Annotated in this window: 15 protein-coding genes and 1 other RNA gene; 6 read left to right on the top strand and 10 right to left on the bottom strand. The window is 65.6% G+C overall.

From position 1 onward, the window contains the following. Nucleotides 1-2: 2 nt before the first annotated feature. The 7 genes from RN01_RS13705 to RN01_RS13675 all read right to left on the bottom strand — a co-directional run bounded on the left by RN01_RS13705 (nt 3) and on the right by RN01_RS13675 (nt 9,298). The gene (locus RN01_RS13705; RefSeq protein ID WP_024570121.1) at nt 3-971 is read right to left on the bottom strand and encodes a hydroxymethylglutaryl-CoA lyase; all 969 of its coding nucleotides are present in this window, start codon (nt 969-971) and stop codon (nt 3-5) included. Nucleotides 972-979: 8 nt separating this feature from the next. Continuing rightward, on the bottom strand, nt 980-2,176 hold the full coding sequence (locus RN01_RS13700) for a CaiB/BaiF CoA-transferase family protein (RefSeq protein WP_008647484.1): 1,197 nt from the start codon (nt 2,174-2,176) through the stop codon (nt 980-982). Nucleotides 2,177-2,341: 165 nt separating this feature from the next. Beyond that, the gene (locus RN01_RS13695; protein WP_008647482.1) at nt 2,342-3,247 is read right to left on the bottom strand and encodes a LysR family transcriptional regulator; all 906 of its coding nucleotides are present in this window, start codon (nt 3,245-3,247) and stop codon (nt 2,342-2,344) included. Between the two features lie 6 nt (nt 3,248-3,253). Next, nucleotides 3,254-3,868: a recombination mediator RecR gene (gene recR / locus RN01_RS13690; RefSeq protein ID WP_008647479.1), complete on the bottom strand. Its 615-nt coding sequence runs from the start codon at nt 3,866-3,868 to the stop codon at nt 3,254-3,256. A 28-nt stretch (nt 3,869-3,896) separates the two neighbouring features. Further along, the gene (locus tag RN01_RS13685; RefSeq protein WP_008647477.1) at nt 3,897-4,223 is read right to left on the bottom strand and encodes a YbaB/EbfC family nucleoid-associated protein; all 327 of its coding nucleotides are present in this window, start codon (nt 4,221-4,223) and stop codon (nt 3,897-3,899) included. An 80-nt stretch (nt 4,224-4,303) separates the two neighbouring features. Further along, a complete protein-coding gene (locus RN01_RS13680; RefSeq protein ID WP_024570120.1) occupies nt 4,304-6,703 on the bottom strand; it encodes a DNA polymerase III subunit gamma/tau in 2,400 nt (799 codons plus the stop codon). Nucleotides 6,704-6,799: 96 nt separating this feature from the next. Then, nucleotides 6,800-9,298 (bottom strand): adenosylcobalamin-dependent ribonucleoside-diphosphate reductase, encoded by a 2,499-nt coding sequence (locus tag RN01_RS13675; RefSeq protein WP_024570119.1) that lies wholly within the window; start codon nt 9,296-9,298, stop codon nt 6,800-6,802. A gap of 164 nt (nt 9,299-9,462) precedes the next feature. Between RN01_RS13675 and ffs the strand changes: the two genes are divergently transcribed. After that, nucleotides 9,463-9,561: signal recognition particle sRNA small type (gene ffs / locus RN01_RS33020), an RNA gene on the top strand. 127 nt (nt 9,562-9,688) lie between these two features. Here the strand turns inward: ffs and RN01_RS13670 are convergent. The 3 genes from RN01_RS13670 to RN01_RS13660 all read right to left on the bottom strand — a co-directional run bounded on the left by RN01_RS13670 (nt 9,689) and on the right by RN01_RS13660 (nt 16,525). Next, nucleotides 9,689-13,252 (bottom strand): exodeoxyribonuclease V subunit beta, encoded by a 3,564-nt coding sequence (locus tag RN01_RS13670; protein ID WP_024570118.1) that lies wholly within the window; start codon nt 13,250-13,252, stop codon nt 9,689-9,691. Continuing rightward, nucleotides 13,249-16,188 (bottom strand): PD-(D/E)XK nuclease family protein, encoded by a 2,940-nt coding sequence (locus RN01_RS13665; protein WP_024570117.1) that lies wholly within the window; start codon nt 16,186-16,188, stop codon nt 13,249-13,251. Before RN01_RS13665 ends, RN01_RS13670 begins: the two co-directional genes overlap by 4 nt. 61 nt (nt 16,189-16,249) lie before the next feature. Then, complete coding sequence (locus RN01_RS13660) at nt 16,250-16,525, bottom strand: hypothetical protein (RefSeq protein ID WP_011516844.1); 276 nt, start codon at nt 16,523-16,525, stop codon at nt 16,250-16,252. 462 nt (nt 16,526-16,987) lie between these two features. On the opposite strand from RN01_RS13660, the gene trxA reads away from it, so the two are divergent. The 5 genes from trxA to RN01_RS13635 all read left to right on the top strand — a co-directional run bounded on the left by trxA (nt 16,988) and on the right by RN01_RS13635 (nt 22,095). Continuing rightward, nucleotides 16,988-17,314, top strand: coding sequence for a thioredoxin TrxA (trxA, locus tag RN01_RS13655; RefSeq protein WP_008647939.1), 327 nt, complete (start codon nt 16,988-16,990; stop codon nt 17,312-17,314). 181 nt (nt 17,315-17,495) lie between these two features. Beyond that, nucleotides 17,496-18,758, top strand: coding sequence for a transcription termination factor Rho (gene rho / locus RN01_RS13650; RefSeq protein WP_008647942.1), 1,263 nt, complete (start codon nt 17,496-17,498; stop codon nt 18,756-18,758). A 79-nt stretch (nt 18,759-18,837) separates the two neighbouring features. Beyond that, nucleotides 18,838-19,728, top strand: coding sequence for a M90 family metallopeptidase (locus RN01_RS13645; protein ID WP_017515781.1), 891 nt, complete (start codon nt 18,838-18,840; stop codon nt 19,726-19,728). A 167-nt stretch (nt 19,729-19,895) separates the two neighbouring features. Beyond that, a complete protein-coding gene (locus tag RN01_RS13640) occupies nt 19,896-20,156 on the top strand; it encodes a type B 50S ribosomal protein L31 (protein ID WP_017515782.1) in 261 nt (86 codons plus the stop codon). Between the two features lie 154 nt (nt 20,157-20,310). Further along, nucleotides 20,311-22,095, top strand: a complete 1,785-nt coding sequence (locus RN01_RS13635; protein WP_024570116.1) for a glycosyltransferase family 39 protein — start codon at nt 20,311-20,313, stop codon at nt 22,093-22,095. The last annotated feature ends 9 nt before the right edge of the window (nt 22,096-22,104 follow it).

The raw sequence follows: 22,104 nt of genomic DNA, 5'->3' as shown, positions 1-22,104 counted from the left end.
CATCAAGCCTTGGCGAAAAACTCTTCCATCCACGCAGGCGGCTGATGCGTGCGCAGGCGCGGGCCGGCGCGCAGGAGTTGGCTGGACACGTCGCGCTGCACCAGACCGGAGACGCCCGCGACCACGTCGAGCAGCGCGTCCAGATCGACGCCCGTATCCACGCCCATCGACGCGAACATGTGCACAAGTTCCTCGGTGCTGACGTTGCCGCTCGCGCCGGGCGCGTACGGGCACCCACCCAGCCCACCGGCCGCGGCGTCGAACCGCGTCACGCCGGTCTGCCACGCGGCGATCGCGTTCGCCAGACCCATGCCTCGGGTGTTGTGCAGGTGAATCGTCAGGCCAGTCTTCGGCAAGGCGCGCTGGAACGTCTCGCAGAGCGCGGCCACCTGGTTGGGATAGGCCATGCCCGTGGTATCGCACAGGGTGATACCCGCCGCGCCGGCATCGGCAAACGCCCTCGCCAGGCGCATGACCTCGGCTTCGCCGACGTCGCCCTCGAACGGGCAGCCGAACACGGTCGACAGCGACACGTTGACAGGCACGCCGGCCTTGCCCGCTTCCGCGATCATCGCCAGCAACTGGGCCTGCGACTGCTCGCGCGTCATGCGCAGATTGGCGCGGTTGTGCGTCTCGCTGGACGACATCACCAGATTGACTTCGTCGGGGCGGCACGACAGCGCGCGCTCCAGCCCGCGCAGATTCGGCACCAGCACGGTCAGCCCAACACCGGGGACGCGCTCGACCTGATGCATCACGGCTTCCGCATCTGCCAGCGCGGGAATGGCGCGGGCCGACGTGAACGACGTAGCTTCGATACGCGCGAAACCACAGCGGGCCAGCGCATTGACGAAGGCGACCTTGCCCTCGGTGGGGACGATGAACGGTTCGATCTGCAGCCCGTCGCGCGGGGCGACTTCGTTGATCTCGACCTTCGCCGGGCCTGACAGCGGATACGTAGCAGCACTCATCTTGGCACTCATGCAATCACTCCACGCGTACGCAGGTCGGCAATGGCCGCTGCGTCGAAGCCGGCATCGGCCAGCACGGAATCGGTATGCTCGCCCAGCGTCGGCGCGCGATCGTGGATGCCGCCGGGATTGCCCGACAGCTTCGGCATGATGCCCGGCACCTCCACCTGCAGGCCCTTCGCGGATGTCACCGTCTCGATTACGCCGCGCGCCCGGTAGTGCGGGTCTTCGGCAATGTCCTTGACGGTGTAGATGCGGCCAGACGGCACGTCGGCGGTGCGCAGCACTTCCAGCGCGGAGGCCACGGTTTGTGTCTTCGTCCAGGCGGTAATCGCGGCGTCGATCTCGTCAACACGCTTCACGCGGCCATCATTGCGTGCCAGCGCCGGGTCTTCGCCCAGGTCGTTGCGACCCATCGCGGCCATCAGGCGTCGGAAGATCGCGTCGCCGTTGGCGGCGATCAGCACATACTCGCCGCAGCCGCACAGGTAGGCATTCGACGGCGCGATTCCCGGCAAGGCACCCCCGGCCGGCTGGCGCACAGCGCCGAACGCGGAGTACTCGGGCAACAGGCTTTCGCTCAGATTGAACAGCGACTCGTACAGCGCCACGTCGATGACCTGGCCTTCGCCACCGCGCGCATCGCGTTCGTACAGCGCCAGCAGCACGCCAAGCGCGCCATGCAGGCCGGCGATCGTGTCACCCAGCGACAAGCCTGCGCGCACGGGCGGGCGTCCGGGCTCGCCGGTCAGGTAGCGTAGCCCGCTCATCGCCTCGGCCACCGCCGCAAAGCCGGGCTCATCCCGCTTCGGGCCGCTCTGGCCGTAGCCCGAGACCCGCACCATGATCAGCTTCGGATTGTCGGCATGAAGCACATCCCAGCCGAGCCCCCATTTCTCCATCGTTCCCGGGCGGAAGTTCTCGATCAGGACGTCGGCCTCGCTGGCCAGCTTGCGCACCAGAGCCTGGCCCTCCGGCTGGCGCAGGTCGATGGCAATCGACTGCTTGTTGCGCGACTGGGCTTCCCACCAGACCGAGGTATCTTCGTGCAACATGCGCCACTTTCGCAGTGGATCGCCCTGCCCGGGCGGCTCTACCTTGACCACGTGTGCGCCGAAATCGGCAAGTGTCTTGGCGGCAAAGGGGCCTGCAATCAGCTGGCCCAGTTCGAGAACGCGGATGCCGTCGAGAATCTGTCGCGCCATGAGTGTCTCCGAGAAACTGACCCCGATTGGGGTGGATTGGCGTAGTTTCGACGGAGTGTGCCCCAGTGGCGGGGTGATGCGGAATCGGCATTCCGGAAAGCGGGCTTTCTCGGAATGCGAAAGATCAGGGAGAACCCTAGAGGGTTCAGAAGCGGGCTCGGGAACTCAGAATGGTGCGCGGTCGCCGCAGAGATGGCTGATCAGCAGCCGCGCCGAGACAGTGAGCCCGGCCGGGTCCCGCATGCCGATCAGCAGCGAGCGGCGCGCCCAGGCGTCCTGCAGACCGACCAGCGAGAGCCCCATCGACTTGACGTGCGGCTCCGCGGCGATCCGCGGCAGCACCCCCACGCCCAGACCGGCCATGACCATGCGACACATCGCGTCGAAGCTCCGCACCTGGATGCGCAGCCGAAACTGCCGCTCGAGCCGACTACTTTCTTCCAGCAGCCGTGCCGCCAGCGAAGTCACCTGCGGCAAGCTGACGAAGTCGTATTCGAGCGCATCGGCATAGTGGACCGGGCCGTTTTGCGCCAGCGGATGCCCCGGAGGCGTGATGATGACGAGTTCGTCCTGCCGATACTCGACCGTCACCAGTCCCGCGCACGGCGTGCGGTCGGCGAAGATGCCCACATCGGCCCGATTTTCCATGACAGCGGCAACGATGTCGCTGCTGTTGTGTTCTTCGAGTTCGATGCGGATGGTGGGATGCTGGCGCATGAACTGCGCCAGATCATCGGGAAGAAACTGCGTGATGGCCGAGGTATTGGCACAGACGCGCACCTGCCCGCGCACACCCGAGGCGTAGTCGGACATCACCCCGGCCATGCGCTCCACGTCCTGCAGGATGGTCAGCGCGTGGTGGAAGCAGGCCTGCCCCGCCTCGGTAAGCTGCACGCCAGCGGCATGGCGGAAAAACAGCGGCGCCCCGACCGCGGTCTCCAGGTCGGAGATCCGCTTACTGGCAGCCGCCACGGCCAGATGCGATTGCCGCGCGCCGGCCGAGATACTGCCCTGCCGTGCCACAGCCACAAACAGCCCCAGCGTGACGAGATCGAAGCGCGCCAGATTCATGGTCCGTTACAGGGTGCGACGGTCCATCACGGCGCGGGCGATGGTGCCCGCATCCACGTATTCCAGTTCGCCACCCACCGGCACCCCTCGCGCCAGACGCGAGACCTTGAGCCCGCGCGCCTTCAGCATTTCGCCGATGTAGTGCGCGGTGGCCTCGCCCTCGCTGGTGAAGTTGGTGGCGACGATCACCTCGCTGGCCGGGCCGCCGAGTTCGGGGTCAGTAGCACGTGCCAGCAGGCGGTCGAGATGAATCTCCTTCGGACCGATGCCGTCAAGCGGCGAGAGCCGCCCCATCAGCACGAAATACTGGCCGCGATAGGTCAGCGTCTGCTCGATCATGACCTGATCGGCCGGCGTTTCGACCACGCAGAGCAGCGTCGCGTCGCGCTCTGGATCGCTGCAGGTTCCGCAGATTTCGAGTTCGGTGAATGTATTGCAGCGCGTGCAATGGCGGATGCCATCGACGGCCCCGCGCAGCGCGTCGCCAAGCTTGCGCGCGCCTTCGCGGTCGTGCTGCAGCAGGTGATACGCCATGCGTTGGGCCGACTTCGGTCCAACGCCGGGCAGCACCTTGAGCGCCTCGATCAGCGCCTGCAGCGAGGTGGGCGGCGCCGCTCTCATGACAGAGCCGCCTGGTCGGAACGTGTCATCAGAATGGCAGCTTGAAGCCCGGAGGCAGCGGCAGACCCGACGTCATCGAACCCATCTTTTCTTGCGTGGTGGCCTCGGCCTTGCGCACGGCGTCGTTGAACGCGGCGGCTACCAGGTCTTCCAGCAGGTCCTTGTCATCGGCCAGCAGGCTCGGATCGATCGTGACGCGCTTGACGTCGTTCTTGCAGGTCATCACCACCTTCACAAGGCCGGCGCCGGACTGGCCCTCGACCTCGATCTGGGCAAGCTGCTCCTGCATCTTCTTCATGTTTTCCTGCATCTGCTGGGCTTGCTTCATCAGCCCGGCCAGTTGACCTTTCATCATGGGATCACTCCTTGAATACGTGTGGATGGGGGCGGGCGGCGCGACCGTTAGTCAGGCGGCCGCCACTTGAAACTTGAAATTCAGGCTGCGCGCGGCTGGATCGACCCTGGCACGATCTGGCCGCCGAACTCCCGCAACAGACCTTGCACAAACGGGTCGCGGTCGATCTCGGCTTCGGCTTCGCGCTGGCGTTCCGCACGCGCCGCGGCATCGACAGCCGCCGCGGTATGCGTCACGCCGCCAACGACGCATTGCACGCGCACGTCGACGCGGAAATGCTCGATCAGCGCGGCCTGAAGCCGCTCCGCGACGTTAGCCTCGGCAATCGCCGCAACCGGCACGCGCAGATGCAGCGTACGGCCGACCACGCGATGCAGTTCGCTTTGAAGTGCAAGCTGCTGGGCCAGCCCCTTGAGCGGCAGGGTGGCGGCGAACTCGGGCCAGTCGCCAGTGAAAACCGGCGGCGTGCCATCCTCGCCGGCGCTTGGCGCCACTTGCGGGACGGCAGGTGCCAGTTGCACTGCCGGTTCCGGTTCCGGCTTGTTGACCGGCTTGCTGACTGGCTTGGCTGCCGACTGCGTCGGTGCGGGCTTGCGAGCAGCGCGCGGCGCGCGATCGGCACTGTCGGGTTCAAAGCCGTTGTCGAAACCACCGAAGCTCGGGTCATAGCCCGGATCGCTGTCGTACGGACCGATCACAGGCAGATCGGGCGGCATCTCTTCCCACGGCGGCACGTCACTTGCACCCGCGGCTTCCCACGGCGGGACGGACTTGGCTTCGGGTTGCGGCGCAGGCTTGGCGACCGGTGCCGGGCGCGCGGCCGCGACAGGGGCGGCAGCAGCCTTGCTCGGAGCGACAGCCGGCGTCACTGTCGGCGTCACTACTGGTGCAACGGCAGGCGAAACTGCCGGAGCCGGAGCCAACGCGGCAGTGGTAGCCGGCCGTGAGGCGGAAGGCGGACGCAGCGGCTGCGCAGCCGGACGCGAACTGGCCGCAGCGGCAGCACCTGCGTTTGGCGCAGCCGACATCGGACGGCCAGCACGACCGGCGGAAGCTTGACGCGCGGCGGCCAACGCCGCACGGGCTGGCGACATCGACGTATCCACGTCAGCCTGGGGCGGCGCGGGTTCGGCTGACTTCGCTGGCGCAGCGGGCATGGAGGGTGTTGCAGATGCGGCCGGAGCAGCGGCCGTAATCGGCGCTGTCGGCGCTGCCGGCGCGACCACTGGCGCAGCCTTGACCGGCTCGGCCGCCACAGGTTCGGCAACAGCCGATGCCATGGCCCGGGGCGACGGTGCGGCACTCGTCGTGCCAGCCGGGCGCGGGCGTGCCATCTGCTGTCCGCCACCGCCCTGTCCGCCCACCGGCGAAGCGGGAGCAGTGGACGGCCGGAACGCCAGCATTCGCAGCAACGTCATCGTGAAGCCGGCGTATTCGTCCGGCGCCAGCGCCAGTTCGCTGCGGCCAAGGTTGGCAATCTGGTAGAAAAGCTGGGTTTCCTGCGCGTCGAACTGCCCGGCCAGGCGGCGCACGTCCTCGGCTTCGGGCCATTCGTCCTGCACGGAAGCCGGCACGGCCTGCGCCAGCGCGACCTTGTGCAGCAGCGAGCCAAGATCCTGCAGCGCCCCGGCAAACGACAGGCTGCGGTCGGCCATGGAATCGGCGATGCCGAGCATCGTGGCGCCGTCTTCGGCAGCCAGCGCGTCGAGCAGTTGCACGAGGTAGCTCTGGTCGATCGCCCCCAACATGCCGCGCACTGCCTCTTCCGACACCTGGCCGGCACTGTAGGCAATGGCCTGATCGGTCAGCGACAGCGCATCGCGCATCGACCCGTGGGCGGCCTGCGCCAGCAGGCGCAGCGCGCTACCGTCGTGGCCGATCCCTTCCTGGGCCAGGATGTGGTCGAGGTGCGAGACGATGTGACCCGGCGGCATCTGCTTCAGATTGAACTGCAGGCAGCGTGACAGCACCGTGACCGGAATCTTCTGCGGATCGGTCGTGGCCAGGATGAACTTGACGTGCTCGGGCGGCTCCTCCAGCGTCTTCAGCATGGCGTTGAAGGCGTGGTTGGTCAGCATGTGCACTTCGTCGATCATGTAGACCTTGAAGCGGCCGGCCGTCGGGGCGTAGATCGCCTTGTCGAGCAGCTGCGCCATCTCGTCGACGCCGCGGTTCGACGCCGCGTCCATCTCGATGTAGTCGACGAAGCGCCCGCTGTCGATTTCCGTGCAGGCCTTGCACTGGCCGCAAGGCTGGGCGGTGATGCCGCCGTTGCCGTCAGGGCCGGTGCAATTGAGGGCCTTGGCCAGAATCCGGGACAGCGTGGTCTTGCCGACGCCGCGCGTGCCGGTGAACAGGTAGGCGTGATGCAGCCGCTGCTGTTCCAGCGCGTGCGTGAGCGCGCGGACCACGTGCTCCTGGCCGACCAGCGTGGTGAAATCCCTGGGGCGCCATTTGCGCGCTAGAACTTGATAACTCATGGCGGCGATTGTAGCAAAAGGCGGACCTGGGTCAGACCTGGATTTGGAGTTGCCAGATGCTATCGCACGCCGCCGCCATCCGTGAAGGGTCGCCGGCTAGCCACACTCGCCCACGTAACCGCAATTGGCGCACTTGGCGCAGCCGTCCACCTTGTGCAGGGCGTGAGCGCCACACTCGGGGCACGGCTTGCCGGTGCCAATCCCGGCAGCCAGCTTGGCGGCGGGCGCCGCTTCGGCCGGCGAAGCCAGCGCCACAGCCGCCTCGCCGCCTTCGCGCCGGGCCAGACGGGCAGCCAGCGCCACCACCGGTACCTGGCTACCCTCCTCGTCCAGGAAACCACGCTTGATCAGGATGCGTTGAATCGCGTAACTCAGCGCCGCCACCTCCGAATCATGGAAGCGCGGCACCTCGGTGCCGTCCTGGCGAATCAGGGAGCCGTAGCGGACCGTGCCCTTGTCCCAGACCACGTTCCGCATATCGGCCAGCGCCTTGGCGATCGGGCCGCCCGAGCGGGCCACCATCGACAATAGCCGCATCGTCGACGTGATCCACTGCTGGCCCTCGGAGCGCTGCCCCGCTGGCATGAAAAACTCGATTGGCCGCTCGATCGTCACCGGCTGACCGCCGACCGTGCCTGACACCTGCATGAAGTTGACGGTCAGGTAGACCGTCTTGTGACCCTCATAGGTCAAATACTCGACCTTCGACGTCACGCCTTCCAGATCGCCGAGTGGCCGGCTACCGAACGGCCGCGTCAACGGATCGTCCTCGCTCAGCGTGGCGGGCGCTGGCGCCGTGGTGGCCGTGGCGGCCGGGGTGACCGACAGCACCGCGCCAAGCACCTGGTTCGGCCGATACGTGGCGAGCCCCTTGAGCCCGGCCTTCCACGCTTCGAGGTAGAGATTGCGGAAGGCTTCGTACGGATAGTCCTCCGGCACGTTCACGGTCTTGCTGATGCTCGTGTCGATATAGGGCTGGACCGCCTCCAGCATCCGCATATGGTCAATGGCAGACATCTGGAGCGCCGTGACGAAGCTCTCCGGCAACTGCTCGACGTCGCCGCCCATATGGCGATAGAGCCGCCATGCATGGTCGGCCACCTCGAACGTGCGATAGCTGTCGTCGGGCATCCGCTTGCGCCGGTTGTAGGTCCACGAGAAGGCCGGCTCGATGCCATTCGACGCGTTATCGGCAAAGGCCAGCGTGATCGTGCCGGTTGGCGCGATCGAAAGCAGGTGCGAGTTGCGCAGGCCGTGTTCGCGGATGGCATCGCGGATGGGCTCGGGCAGGCGGCTCACGAAGCCGCCACTCAGATAGGCGTCGGCATCGAATAACGGGAAGCGGCCCTTCTCCTCGGCAAGCTCGACCGATGCCAGATAGGCGTGATCGCGCATGGTCTCGGAGATCCGACCCGCGAGCGCGCGCGCCGCATCGGTGTCATAGCGATGACCCAGCATCACCAGTGCGCTGCCAAGCCCCAGGAACCCCAGGCCGATACGACGCTTGGCCTGCGCCTCGGCCTGCTGTTCCGGCAATGGCCAGTAGGTGATGTCGAGCACGTTGTCGAGCATCCGCGTCGAAACGCGCACGACCTCGGCAAACGCCTCGAAATCGAAGCTGGCCTGATCGGTAAACGGGCGGCGCACGAAGCGCGTCAGGTTGATCGAACCCAGGCAGCAGCAGCCATACGACGGCAACGGCTGCTCGGCGCACGGGTTGGTGGCCTCGATCGTCTCGCAGTAATAGAGATTGTTGTCGGCGTTGATGCGCGACAGGAACAGGATGCCAGGCTCCGCGTGGTCATAGGTGGCCTGCATGACCTGGTCCCACAGCCGACGGGCCGGCACACGCCGATACACCCACTGGCCGTCATCGCGGCGATAGGCACCCGCCGCGATATCGTCCGCGCCAGGCTCGGCCTCGTGGATCAGTTCGATTTCCCCATCAGCCGCCACCGCCTGCATGAACTCGTCGGTGACGCCAATCGAGATATTGAAGTTGGTCAGGTCGCCACGGTCCTTGGCGTGGATAAAGCTCTCGATATCGGGGTGGTCGCAGCGCAGCACGCCCATCTGCGCGCCGCGCCGTGCGCCGGCCGACTCCACGGTGGCACACGATGCATCGAACACCTTCATGAACGACACCGGCCCCGATGCGCGCGAGTGCGTGGCACGCACCAGCGCGCCACCCGGCCGGATCGAGGAGAAGTCATAGCCGACACCGCCGCCGCGCCGCATCGTCTCGGCGGCCTGGGCCACGGCGGTATAGATGCTCGGCTTGCCGCCACGCACCTGGGAAACCGAGTCGCCCACGGGCTGGACGAAACAGTTGATCAGCGTAGCTTGAATGCCTGTGCCAGCCGCCGAGTTGATACGCCCGGCCGGCACGAAGCCGCCTTCCAGCGCCCAAAGAAAGCGCGAGGCCCAAGCCTCGCGTTTGTCGGCGGGTTCCACCTCCGCGAGCGCGCGCGCCACACGGCGGCGCACATCGTCAATGGTCTGCTCCTCGCCCTTGGCGTATTTTTCCTGGAGTACTTCGATGGAGATGTCTTGCGGCGCAAGCGCGCCGCGGAGGATCTGGTCGTTTGCGTTCATGTCCCCAGCCTGTCAGATGAGAGCTTTCCGGCCCGAATTTGCCGTCCGCCATGCTGCCAGCACGGCAGGACGCCAACCCCGCTTCAGATCAAACAACCCGCCAAAGCCCCTGGCAAGAATACAAAATTGGAAACCCTCTCAAGGTTGCGTTACAATGCCGGTCGGACGGGCCTCCTCGCATGGCGGCGCGGTCAACCTGGTCAGGTCGGGAACGAAGCAGCCACAGCCGTTTTCCACCAGTGCCGAGGGTCAGGCTCGTCCCCTTAATTCCCCTTTCTGCTTTTATCTCCCGGCATTTCCCTGATTAATCTCTGGCGCCCGCCCGTTTTCGCGCGCCAGAAACGTCTTATTGTGCGCCTGTTTCGCGAATCGGGCACAGGCCGGGTGCGCTCAGAACAATGACCCCTGCTGCGTCGTGGCGATAGGCACCGCCTGTGACACCGAGGCGCGCAGAAGCTCCACATCGATCCACTCTCCGGCCGCCGTCGCCACGCCAGCCTCGATCCGCTTGCCCGGAAACATCGGCGCCACCGCCGCTGCGTAGCGCAAGAGCTGCGCGCGATAGCCCGCATGTTCCTGCGGCAACAGCCTGAGCTTGTAGTCGATGATGACGACCCGCTCGTCGAATTCCACCAGCCGGTCGATTCGCAGCAACCGGCCGCGGCCGTCATAAAGCTCCACCTCATTGCGTGCCGACACGGCATCCACCGGGAACATCAGTTCGCGCAGTGCCGGGGCCTCAAGCATTGCGCGCAGGTCCGCGACGGCCGCCTCGGCCTGCTGCCGCCAGCGCTCGCGCGCGTTCGGCGCACCCGCGCCAGTCAGCGGGAACCAGCGCAAGACCGTTTCCACGTCGGGCAGGCTGCCATGCGCATCGGGATAGCGCGAGACACGTTCGAGCAGCGCGTGCACCAGTTCGCCATGTGCAGCGGCATCGGCATCGAACACGATGCCCTCGGCCTCGTCGTCCGCATCGTCGATCGGCAAGCGGTCGTCAGCCGCATCGCGATAGCGCAGCCGGAAATCGGTATAGCGGATGCGCTCGCTGGCCGCGGTCAGGGTATCGACTGCCGCGACGTCGGTCTCGGGATAAGCCGTGATCTCGTCACCGACACCCGCCGCAGCCAGACGCACGTACCAGCTTCCGGCGATCTCCGCCCCTGGCGCGTCTTCCTTCTCCGCTTTGCTCGCGCGCCCCTTGACGCCGCTGACCAGCAGGCCTTGCTGCGCGCGCGTCATCGCCACGTAGAGCAGATTCCAGTTTTCGCGATCGGCCAGCGCCGCTTCGGCCTCGAACAGCGGCGTGCGAGCCATGCCGCGCTCATCGCGCTTGCCGTAGGCGGAAAAATGCCGTGGCACCGCCGATGTCGGCGGCCAGTCAACCAGAATGCCACCACGATCCGCCGCCGGATCGCTGTGATTCGCATCGAGCAGAATCACGAACGGCGCCTCGAGGCCCTTTGCCGCGTGCACCGTCAGAATATGAACGGCATCGAGCTGATTGTCTGCGGCGTCGTCTGGCTCCGCCTCGGTATCCTCGACACCTTCGCCCATGCCGCCCTCGTCAGGGCTTTCATCCTCGTCACCACGCCGAATTTCCTGCAGCTCATCGATGAACTTGGGCAGGCTCGGATAGCGTCCGCCATCAAGGTCGAGGGACAGCTTCAGGAAGGCATCGAGATTGGCCAGCACCTGCTCGCGAATGGCCGCGGGCGCGGCCTCGGCATAACGGCGACGCACCTCTCCCTGGTGATAGATCTGGTCGACCAGATCATGCACGGGCTTGTGTGGCGCGAGCGCCAGCCAGCCGCGCAAGCGCGCGACACCCGTTCGCAGCGAATCGGAAACGCGCTCGGGCAGCCCCAGCGCCTCGATGCGCGCCCACCATCCACCCTCGCCCTCCATCATGGCCAGCAGCACCAGATCGTCGTCAGTCGCGCCCACGAGCGGGCTCTTGAGAACATGCGCGAGGTCGAGATCCGATTCCGGCGTCATCAGGAACGCCAGGAGCGCCGAGAGATCGAGCGCTTCCAGCGTCGTCAGCAAGCCGCCACGGCGCGGGCTCAGACACGGGATGCCGGCCTCGCGCATCGCTCGTTCGTAATCGGCCAGAAAGGTCTTGCGTCGCACCAGCAGATGCATGTCGCGCCAGCCCGCCGGGCGAGTGCTATCGCCTTCCCTCACGGGCACCTGGTCGCGCAGATAGTGCAGCCAGGCTGCCACGCGGCGACCTTCCTCGTAGCGCAGGGAGTCGCCTTTCTGCGTGCGTGGCTGGGTCAGCGTATCGCGATGGCCATCGCCCTCGGATGCTTCGTCATCCTCTGCTTCCTCTGGCTCGACGAGCGGCAGCAGCCAGACCGGTCCGGCCGGACCGCCGAGCGCCGTGGTTTGCGTTTCGTAGAGTGGATAGCGCCCCTCCGCGCGTGCGTGATCGAAAACAGCGTTGACCCAGTCGAGCACCTCGGGGCGATTGCGGCGCGTGCGGTTGGTACGCAGCACGGTGGCGCCGAATCCGTCCTGAAGCATGACCCGCGCGGCATCGAACAGGCGCGCGTCCGCGCGACGGAAACGGTAAATCGACTGTTTGGGATCGCCAACCAGAAACACGGTGGGCTTCTCTCCCAGCCCCTGATAACCGGCCAGCCAGCCCTGCAGGATGCGCCATTGGAGCGGGTTCGTGTCCTGGAACTCGTCAAGCAGCAGGTGACGATATCGCGCGTCGAGACGCACCTGCAGGTACGTGGCGGTCTCCTCGTCGGCCATCAGCTTCGCCGCCAGCCATTCGAGGTCCGCGAAGTCCATCGCACGCTGGTCGCCCTTGTAGCGCTGATAACGTTCAAGCAGTGCATCGCCCAGACGGTACAGCGCCAGGTTGATCGCGAGCACCATGGCCTCGCAGCGGCGCGCCGCGATCTCGTCCAGCCGTGCGCAGTGCTCTGCGTGCTGATCCAGCAATTCGTCAACGGCACCTTCGCTACCGCACACCTTGGCCAATGCCGTGGTACGACGCAGCGAGCGCGGCTTGCCCCCATCGGTGAAAAACGCGGCACGCAGCAACTGGAATGCGTTGGCGGCGGCCTCGCCCGGCGCGGCGCCCGCGTCGCGCCATGCACGGATCGCACGCAGTCCGTCGATGACCTTCGACGCGTGCCCCTGCTCGGTCTTCCCGCCACGACCGAGCAGCAGTGCCATCTGCGCGCATTCCTCGAGCCAATCGTCGTCGCAGAGCGCGTCGACCAAAATGTCGGAGGTGGCGTCGTCACCAAGATCCTGCGCCAGCTTCGTGGCGGGATCGCCCGACTCCTTGAACGCAAACCACTCGTTGCGTGCGTGGAACATCCGATCAAGCAGACCCCGTGCCTGGAAGTCGCCGATCGCATCGACCAGCGCTTCATAGGCTTCGCGCAGATCAGCGTATTGCGGCTGCGCCAGCGCGCGCCAGAACGGCGCCCAGGCCTCGCGCTTCATGCGCAAGGCGTCCTCGCGCAGCGACGCGCCGGGCACGATGCCCGACGACAGCGGCGCCCCCCGCAACAACGTGCCGAACCAGCCGTGGAACGTGTCGATCGCCATGCGGCCCGGAGACGCCAGCACTTGCGCATGTAGCGTCCGCGCGCGGGGCAATGCCGCGCGCGCGGCGTCTGGAGACAGTCCGCGCATTTCCAGCTGCGTCAACACCGCCTCATCGGTTCCGCCGGCAAGCTGCGACAGCACTTCGAGCAGGCGCTCGCGCATTTCCTCGGCGGCCTTGCGCGTGAAGGTGATAGCCAGGATCTCATGCGGCGCGGCGCCGGCCAGCAGCAGACGGACCAGACGCGCCACCAGCAGCCACGTCTTGCCGCTGCCCGCGCAGGCCTCCACCACCACGGAGCGGCCGGGGTCGCAGGCGGCGCGCGTGAAATCGGCCTCGCCCACGGATTGGCCATCGCGCAAATAGGCGTGAACTTCGGTCATGACTGCAGATCCGGCAACGCGGTGGACTCCCAGAAGCCCTTGCGGCACAGGCCGCGGGCATCGCAATAAGTACAGGCGGCGGCATCGCCGATCGCGGGCAGCTTCGCGCCTTGCCGCAAACGCACGACGTCGTGCCGCAACTGGCGCTCGAGCCAGGTCACCGCCGCCTGAAATTCCGGCAGATCGACTTCCCGCTGGGCACCGGGCGAACTGTCGCGGCCGCCCTGCTTCACACCTTCCAGCGCCACCCAGCTTCCCGCCACGGCATCGGCCCGAAGCAGACCGTAGAACGCCAACTGGCAGTCTTCCTCGGCATCACCAGCCTTGCGCCGCAGGCGGCTGGCTGGCTGGGTCTTGTAATCGAGCACCGCATGAGCGCCATCCGGTCCCTTGTCGAGCCGGTCGATCCGGCCGGCCAGCCGCAGCGGCACGCCATCGGGCATCGCCACATCCACGCCGGCATCGAATTCGCCACCGCGCCAGTGCCAGCCCGCTTCCTCACGCTCAGCCTGCCATGCCACGTACGACGGCAGGACTTCCATCCATCGGCGGTAATAGCTGATGGCATTGCCGTCCTCGGCAATCTGCTTGCCGAACGAGGTATCCGAGATTTCCCGCAGACGCGCCAGACGCCGGTCGCTGTCACGCTCGCCAGAGGCGTGAATCTCCTCGTGGTATTGCAGCAGCACGCGATGCAGCAGGTTGCCGATATCGCGCTTCTCGAGGTCGTCGCTGAGCGTGTCGAGCCCGGAAAGGCCCAGCATCCGGCTGGCGAAGAACTGATAGGGGCAACGGCGCAACGTGTTGTACGCCTGCGCGCTCCAGCGCTCTGGCACGCGCTCGGGCGCCACCGGCGCAGGCATTCCGGCGGGCTGCGCGAAGGTATCGTGCAGAGCGGGCGTGGCGCTGGCTTCGATCGGCATGCCCGCGCGCGCGCAGCATGCGGACAACCGCTCGATCCAGCCGGAGACATGATGCGGCTCGCCCCGGCCGCCGAAGCGTTGCCACGTCAGCACGACGTCGCTGTTGTTGAGCAGCACTTCGGCCAGGTCCCGGGCCTGCTGGGCAAAGCGGGCCTCGCGGTCTTCGAGCCCAAGCTCGCGTCGCATCTGGTTCGAGAAAAACATCAGCTCGGCCGCGCTGGACGGCAACTGCGCGTCATCGCATCCGACTACCACCACGCCGTCGAACCGTCGCATCCGGGCGCCGTTGAGCGGCAGGATCGTGATGCGCGACTGGCTCTGCGCCGAGGGCTCCTTGTAAGCCACCGATTCGAGCAATGCCGAAAGCATCGCGCGAAACTCCTGTTGGTTCAGCGTGGCGTGGCTGCCGGTCTCGTCGTCGGGCAAGTCGCCCAGCTTCGCCAGCGCATCCAGCAGTTGCCGCCCGGCATCGTCGGCAGCCAGCGCGGCACGCATATCGAGCGTGTCAAGCATGGCGTCGAGGCGGCCCAGCCAGACATGGAGCGGCTGTTGCGCGAGGCCCCGTGGCCACTGCGCGGCCTCGTCGGCCAGCGTGGCGATCAGCGTGCGAGCCGCAGCGCGAATCTGCAGTTCGGCATCGCTGGCCTCCATCGTCTCCGCGTCGACCAGCGCGCCTGCCGCTCGCTCGCGCTCTGCAAACAGATGCGCCAGTCTGGTCCAGCCTCCGGTAACGACAGCGCGACGGATGCGGCGCTCCATCAGCGCGATCGCCGCGCCGCGATGCTCGAATGCAGGCAGGCAAAACGGGCTCTTGAGCAGGTCGAGCAGTGCCGCGCTATCGCCATCGCGCGCCAGCACGTCAAACCAGCGCATCAGCGCGGCGGCAGCACGCGTGGTCGACAACTTCCAGCCGGTTTCATCGCGGACAGGCGCTCCGGCACGCGCCAGCAACGCGCGGGCGCGGCGGGCCACCACGCGGTCGTGGGCCACGAGCGCCACATGCCTGCGGCCTTCGTTGAGCCATTGCACGAGCTGGTCCGCTGCGGCGGCGGCTTCATCCTCGAAGCGCGCGCTGCCGATAACGCGGACACGCGGACGTTCGGCCGGCAATTCGGCCGGCAACGCAACGGGCAAGGCCAGCGGTGCCGCGGACGGTTCGCTGTCGGCACTACTGCCCCCGTCGCGCCGGGCCTCGGGCCACAGCGCAAGCAGCGTCCGATACCAGTCGGGCTCGCCCCCCGCTTCCGATGCGCCGGTCCAGTCGTAGCCGACCTCGAGCGTCGGCACGAGTTCGCCGGCCTGCTCGAGGAATCTGGCTTCAACCGGTTCCGGCGGTGTCGGGCCAATCCAGACCACTGGCCCCGCAACCTGCTGCGCCAGGCGCTGCAGCGCCCGGCGCCGCGCCGGAAGGGGATCGTCCGGCCCCGACAGCATTTGCCAGAAGGCCAGCACGATCTGCGCCTCCTGCCCGAGAAAGCGTTCGGACAGGTGCGCATAAGTACGTTGCAGCGCGCCTTGCAGGAGCGCCGCCCGTTCATCGCTATCGTCGCTACCGTCGCCCCTGAGATCATCGTCTCCGCGGATCGCAGCGTCCTCCAGCCAGCGCGCGCTCAGTTCGTCACTGATCGATAGCAGCGTCTGCGCCAGTCCCCATGCCGCCCCCTCTGTCTGGGCGCCAAAGGCGGTCCGCAGCCAATCCTGCGAGCGAATCGCCTGTTGCACCGCCAACAGGCGCGCGGCATGGCCACGCGTGGGGGTCGGATCGGCGGCAAGATCGGGGGGAAGGTCCAGCAGCCAGTGCCCGAGCGTCAGCACGCGCGGTAGCAAACGGGGCTGCCCGGCGGCGCGCGCAGCGGCATCCAGCGCCTGGCGCACGCCAGGAATCTGCGCAGCCGTCGGCACGACGATATGCGCGCCAGCGGCTACCGGGCCGCAGTGATCCAGGAAATACCAAGTCGCCGTGGCAGCCTGATCGAGAAAGGACGGCCCGGGAGGAAACGAGAGTCGGGTCATGGATAACGGGGACGGAGTCGTGGCCGAGGGCAACCCGTGACCCCCGGAACGGACATCTTGATTAGTTGTCGTCGCCTGCGCTGCCGCCCTCCAGACGGGCGCGCAGTTCGCGCGCCGTCTCCAGCAGGCCTTCATAGCCCGAGCGGGCGTGCTCGGGCAAGTCGGGGTCGCCGATCAGCGTGCCGAGCGTTTCCATCACACTGTAGACCAGCCCTTTGGCGGCGCCGGTGGCGATGCTCTCGGACTCGACGGCGCTGCTGAGATGCTGCAGCGCATCGCTCAGGTGGTCCGCCTGGCTTTCATCGGACGGAGTGGGCTTGCGGGAGTCTGGCGTCATGATCAATAGCGTTGTGAATCGGTTTGTGCGTCACATGCGCACGATTCCATTCTACTCGCGCGTCACGTCTGTCTGAATGGATTACGCGTGGATTACTCGGATACGCGAAGTGCATTCTAGATCATGCCAACGAGCAGGCATCGCTTGGCGCCTCCGCGAAGGCGCGGCAGATTAACTCAAATAAGGGATGCCAATAGCGGGAAACTCTTGCGGCGATTGACACTATCATCGGCAAAACGATTCACAACACGGCACAATATCCACTGTTGCCGCCCCCGGCTAAATCCCGATTCTGGCGAGGACTTGATTTTCGCCAAGCTGGTAACATATCGGCGTCAGCGGCGCCTGCTGCCGCGCGCCGTCGCGCTGCGAGTCCGCGCAATGTCGTGTAAGGTAGCGGATCGCGCCGACAGCCGTTGTCCGCCTTCAACATAAACTGAGCGATACCTGAGGTTCCCCGCCATGAGCGAACAAATCAAATATGTGAGCGACGCTTCGTTCGATGCCGACGTGCTCAAGTCCGACAAGCCCGTGCTGCTCGACTTCTGGGCCGAATGGTGCGGTCCTTGCAAGATGATCGCCCCGATCCTGGACGAAGTCGCGAAGGACTACGGCGACAAGGTGCAGGTCGCCAAGATCAACGTGGATGAAAACCAGCAAGTGCCGGCCAAGTTCGGCATTCGCGGCATCCCGACGCTGATCCTGTTCAAGAACGGCCAAGTGGCCGCGCAGAAGGTTGGCGCACTGTCGAAGTCGCAACTGACCGCGTTCCTGGACAGCCAGCTGTAATCTGTACCCGCCCGGAGCCGAACGGCTCCGGGAATGCACTACCCGGTCATGCGTGCGTCAGCTCTGGCGCACCGGCCGGATTGTGCTATGATGCCACCCAACAACTTCCCCGAGCGTTCGCTCATTCTTTTCCCCCTTCTCCTTGTTCTTGCCCGTCCGGGCACTTCTGTACCCCTCGTCTATGCACCTGACAGAACTCAAATCGCTTCACGTGTCTGCGCTTCTCGAAATGGCGGCAACGCTCGAGATCGACAATGCACAGCGGATGCGCAAACAGGAACTGATGTTTGCGATCCTCAAGAAGCGCGCCAAGATGGGCGAAACCATCTACGGAGACGGCACGCTGGAAGTTCTTCCCGATGGTTTCGGTTTCCTGCGCTCGCCGGAAACTTCGTACCTGGCCAGCACGGACGACATCTACATCAGCCCCTCGCAGATCCGCCGTTTCAACCTGCACACCGGTGATTCGATCGAAGGCGAAGTGCGTACGCCGAAGGACGGCGAGCGCTATTTCGCGCTGGTGAAGGTGGACAAGGTCAACGGGCAGCCTCCCGAAGCGGTGAAGAACCGCATCATGTTCGAGAACCTGACGCCGCTGCATCCGAACCGGCCGCTCACGCTTGAACGCGATATCCGCGCCGAGGAAAACATCACCGGCCGCATCGTTGACATCATCGCGCCGATTGGCCGTGGCCAGCGCGCGCTGCTGGTGGCATCGCCGAAGTCCGGCAAGACCGTGATGCTGCAGCACATCGCCCACGCGATTGCGAACAACCATCCGGAAGCCGACTTGTTCGTGCTGCTGATCGATGAGCGCCCGGAAGAAGTGACCGAAATGCAGCGCTCGGTGCGCGGCGAAGTGGTGGCGTCGACGTTCGACGAACCTGCGATCCGTCACGTGCAGGTGGCCGAAATGGTCATCGAGAAAGCCAAGCGTCTGGTGGAACTGAAGCGCGACGTGGTGATCCTGCTGGACTCGATCACGCGTCTGGCCCGCGCCTACAACACCGTGGTGCCGGCATCGGGCAAGGTGCTGACCGGTGGCGTGGATGCCAACGCGCTGCAGCGTCCGAAGCGTTTCTTCGGCGCCGCGCGTAACCTGGAAGAAGGCGGTTCGCTGACCATCATCGCCACGGCGCTGATCGAAACCGGCAGCCGCATGGACGACGTGATCTACGAAGAGTTCAAGGGCACCGGCAACATGGAAGTGCACCTCGAGCGCCGCCTGGCCGAGAAGCGCGTCTACCCAGCCATCAACCTGAACAAGTCGGGCACGCGCCGCGAGGAACTGCTGATCAAGCCGGACATCCTCCAGAAGATCTGGATCCTGCGCAAGTTCATCTCCGACATGGACGAAGTGCAGGCGATGGAATTCATCCTGGACAAGATGAAGCCGACGAAGAACAACGCGGAATTCTTCGACCTGATGCGCCGCGGCGGCTGATGCCACGCTGGTAGTCCATCCTGTTAAAAAGGCGTACCCTTGGGTGCGCCTTTTTTACTTTCGCCCCCTCGCGAGAACCATGTTCGGAAAGCTGACCAGTTTCCTGCGCGCCCGCTCGAAGGCGCGCAAGCTCGCCCATTACGCGATTCCCGACGATCTCTGGGGGCAAACCGTGGCTGCCCTGCCCTTCGTGCAGCGCTACGGCGAAGCTGACCTGACCGCATTACGCGAGCTGGCCACACTGTTCATCGCCAACAAGGAATACTCGACCGCGCACGACATGGAGCTGACCGATGAAATGGTGGTCAGCGTGGCGGCGCAGGCTTGCGTACCCATCCTCAAGCTCGGCATCGAGTGGTATCGCGGCTGGCACGGCATCGTGCTCTACCCGGGCGAGTTCGTGATTCGCAAGACCATCCAGGAGGACGTCGGCTTCGAGGACATCGGTCTCGTACATGGCGTCGAGGAAGAGGCCAGCGGCGAGGCATGGGAACACGGCCCGGTAATCCTGTCATGGCCGGATGTGGCCTCGCCCGGCGCCGGGCTGGACGCCCACCATGGCGAACACGAACTACCGGTAGACACGTACAACGTCGTCATCCACGAGTTCGCCCACAAGCTCGACATGCTCAATGGCGAGGCCGACGGTGTGCCGCCGTTCTCGCGCGTTCTGCACCCGGGCGTCGACGCCGAGCAGTGGGCGGAGACCTTCCTGAGCGAATACGATACGTTCGCGGAGGCCTGTGACGCCTTGCCCGACCATATCTGGGACGACCCCAATCGACTCCCTCCCCGCCTGCAGGTGATCGATCCGTATGGCTGTGAGGCGCCGAGCGAGTTCTTTGCAGTGGCGTCCGAAGCATTTTTTGTAGAACCTGTTGGTTTGCGACGGCAGTGGCCTACTCTTTATGACGCCTTGGCCCAGTTTTATCGGCAGAATCCAGCCGTAAATGCAGCAAGCGACACTTAAGACATCGCCAGTTGCCCAGCTACGACGCCATTTCGTTTGTTGCACCTGCACTTGATTTTCTGCCATAATCCCGGTTTGCCCGTTATCGGCAAGTGGTTCGCTCGCCGCAAGCTTTCTGACCTGCGGCACGACGAGCGGACTGGCTACCCAACCTGAAAGGAAGCACCATGAAAGAAGGCATTCACCCGAATTACCGTGAAGTCCTGTTCCACGACGTGTCGAACGACTTCAAGTTCGTGACCCGCTCGACGATCCAGACCAGGGACACGATCGAACACGAAGGCAAGACCTACCCGCTGGCCAAGATCGAAGTGTCGTCGGAATCGCATCCGTTCTACACCGGCACGCAAAAGATCATGGACACGGCCGGCCGCGTCGAAAAGTTCCGCCAGAAGTTCGGCAGCAAGCTGGGCGCCGCCAAGAAGTAATTGCCCCGCTTTATGCGAGCAAGCGCCGCGCCCAGAGGACAGATGCTCCCGCGGCGCGCGACCTGACAAAGAGGCAGCATCGGCTGCCTCTTTGCATTTGTGCCCCCACAAGACGATTTTCATGCGCCGGGGTCACATGCCTTACCATCTGCCGATGAGCCAAGCCAAGACTTCTCCCGTCCATCTGACTGCCGCTGCTACCGGTGCCCTCCCGCGTGCACTGCTGCTGGCGATCTGCATCATCTATGGACTGGCTGGCCTGTTCGGCCGCGACCCCTGGAAAAACGAGGATGCCGCCGGATTCGGCGTGATGTGGCAACTCGGCAGCGGCAGCCTGCAGGACTGGCTCATGCCGAACATCGTCGGCCGCCCCTACAGCGACGACGGCCCACTCGTATTCTGGATCGGCGGCGGCATGATCCGCCTGCTTGGCGGCTGGCTCGGCGCGCCGGATGCGGCAAGGCTCGCCACCGCGCTGTTCTACTTCGCCACCTGCGCGCTGATCTGGTACTCGACCTACCTGCTGGGCCGCCGCGACGAGGTGCAGCCCTTCGCCTTTGCCTTCGGCGGTCAGCCTGACGCGCGGTCCTACGGGCGCGCGCTCGCCGATGGGGCCCTGCTGATCTTCCTGGCCTGCGTTGGCCTGGCGTTGCGCGGCCACGAAACCACCGCGCAGGTCGGCCAGGTCTGCTTCATCGCCTTCACCTTGTACGGCCTCGTGCGCAGCCTTGACAAGCCGGTACAGGGCAGCCTCTGGTTCGGCGTCGGGCTTGGTGCCCTGTGCCTGGCCAGCGGGCCAATCCTGCCGCTGGTATTGCTTGCCGCGACACTCATTGCCGGACTGATCTGCCGACCGCTGCCGCTGATGCGGCTACTGACGATCGGGGCGCCGCTTGGCGTTCTCATCATTGCCGTATGGATGGCCACGGTATATTTCGGCGCCACCGTCACGGACGATGCCGTGACCTATATTCGCGAGTGGGCTCGCTACGACCGCCACACCTACGGCCCGCCTTCGCTGGCAGCCGCCGGCTTCATCGCACGCAACTTCTTCCTGTTCTCGTGGCCGGTCTGGCCGATTGCCGCCTTTGCATGGCTGTCGTGGCGCGGCATGCGCCGGGCACCCCATGTGACGCTGCCGCTGTCGTTCCTGACCGTGCTGTTCGTGCTGCTGGTGCTGCTGCGCAGCCCGGGGGACGTGCAGTTCATCCTGTTGCTGCCGCCGATGGCCGTTCTGGCTGCCTTCGCGCTTCCGACGCTGCCGCGCGCGGCGATCAACGCGATCGACTGGTTCTCGCTGCTGTTCTTCACGATCCTGGGCGGCACGATCTGGTTCCTCTGGGTCGCGAAGACCACGGGTTGGCCGCCACGCATCGCCAGCAACGTATTCCGTCAGTTGCCCGGATTCCAGCATACGTTCACGATCAGCGCCGTCATCATCGCGCTGGCGGTGACGGTGGCATGGGTGCTGATCGTGCGCTGGCGCCTGTCACGCGCACCGAAACAGATCTGGCGACCCGTGGTCATTTCCGCCGCCGGCACGACACTGATGTGGGTCATGGCGATGACGCTGTGGCTGCCGTCGATCAACTACGGCAAGACCTATCGAGACGTGGCACAGGCCGCCCAACTGGCGCTGCCGTCCACCTATACCTGCGTGCAGCCCATCCGCATGGGCGATGCGCAGCTTGCCTCGTTTGCCTATTTCGGTCATATCCGTTTCGGCGGCCCCGATGACGGCTGCGACATACTGCTGCGGCATGATGCCGTGGACTACGGCGCCCCGAGCAGCATCTCCCATTTCGAATGGCGCCTGATCTGGGAAGGTCGCCGACCCGCCGACCGTGACGAGCGCTTCCGCATGTACCGGCTCGTCGATTTGTCGCACACCACCCCGCCACGGCCGACAATTCAGCGCCGGCTGCCGCGTCAGCCCTGAGCATTCGCC

This window comes from Cupriavidus sp. SHE (assembly GCF_000812445.1).
GTDB classification, from domain to species: domain Bacteria; phylum Pseudomonadota; class Gammaproteobacteria; order Burkholderiales; family Burkholderiaceae; genus Cupriavidus; species Cupriavidus metallidurans.
The sequence above is the reverse complement of the archived record's forward strand: the minus strand, read 5'-3'. Positions and strand labels throughout refer to the sequence as shown.

What these genes read in the sequence shown, in the direction of transcription:
- RN01_RS13695 (WP_008647482.1), bottom strand. Translation starts at nt 3,247, where the DNA reads ATGAATCTGGCGCGCTTCGATCTCGTCACGCTGGGGCTGTTTGTGGCT.
- RN01_RS13680 (WP_024570120.1), bottom strand. Translation starts at nt 6,703, where the DNA reads ATGAGTTATCAAGTTCTAGCGCGCAAATGGCGCCCCAGGGATTTCACC.
- RN01_RS13700 (WP_008647484.1), bottom strand. Translation starts at nt 2,176, where the DNA reads ATGGCGCGACAGATTCTCGACGGCATCCGCGTTCTCGAACTGGGCCAG.
- RN01_RS13645 (WP_017515781.1), top strand. Translation starts at nt 18,838, where the DNA reads ATGTTCGGAAAGCTGACCAGTTTCCTGCGCGCCCGCTCGAAGGCGCGC.
- RN01_RS13685 (WP_008647477.1), bottom strand. Translation starts at nt 4,223, where the DNA reads ATGATGAAAGGTCAACTGGCCGGGCTGATGAAGCAAGCCCAGCAGATG.
- RN01_RS13670 (WP_024570118.1), bottom strand. Translation starts at nt 13,252, where the DNA reads ATGACCGAAGTTCACGCCTATTTGCGCGATGGCCAATCCGTGGGCGAG.
- RN01_RS13665 (WP_024570117.1), bottom strand. Translation starts at nt 16,188, where the DNA reads ATGACCCGACTCTCGTTTCCTCCCGGGCCGTCCTTTCTCGATCAGGCT.
- recR (WP_008647479.1), bottom strand. Translation starts at nt 3,868, where the DNA reads ATGAGAGCGGCGCCGCCCACCTCGCTGCAGGCGCTGATCGAGGCGCTC.
- RN01_RS13660 (WP_011516844.1), bottom strand. Translation starts at nt 16,525, where the DNA reads ATGACGCCAGACTCCCGCAAGCCCACTCCGTCCGATGAAAGCCAGGCG.
- trxA (WP_008647939.1), top strand. Translation starts at nt 16,988, where the DNA reads ATGAGCGAACAAATCAAATATGTGAGCGACGCTTCGTTCGATGCCGAC.
- rho (WP_008647942.1), top strand. Translation starts at nt 17,496, where the DNA reads ATGCACCTGACAGAACTCAAATCGCTTCACGTGTCTGCGCTTCTCGAA.
- RN01_RS13675 (WP_024570119.1), bottom strand. Translation starts at nt 9,298, where the DNA reads ATGAACGCAAACGACCAGATCCTCCGCGGCGCGCTTGCGCCGCAAGAC.
- RN01_RS13640 (WP_017515782.1), top strand. Translation starts at nt 19,896, where the DNA reads ATGAAAGAAGGCATTCACCCGAATTACCGTGAAGTCCTGTTCCACGAC.
- RN01_RS13705 (WP_024570121.1), bottom strand. Translation starts at nt 971, where the DNA reads ATGAGTGCTGCTACGTATCCGCTGTCAGGCCCGGCGAAGGTCGAGATC.
- RN01_RS13635 (WP_024570116.1), top strand. Translation starts at nt 20,311, where the DNA reads ATGAGCCAAGCCAAGACTTCTCCCGTCCATCTGACTGCCGCTGCTACC.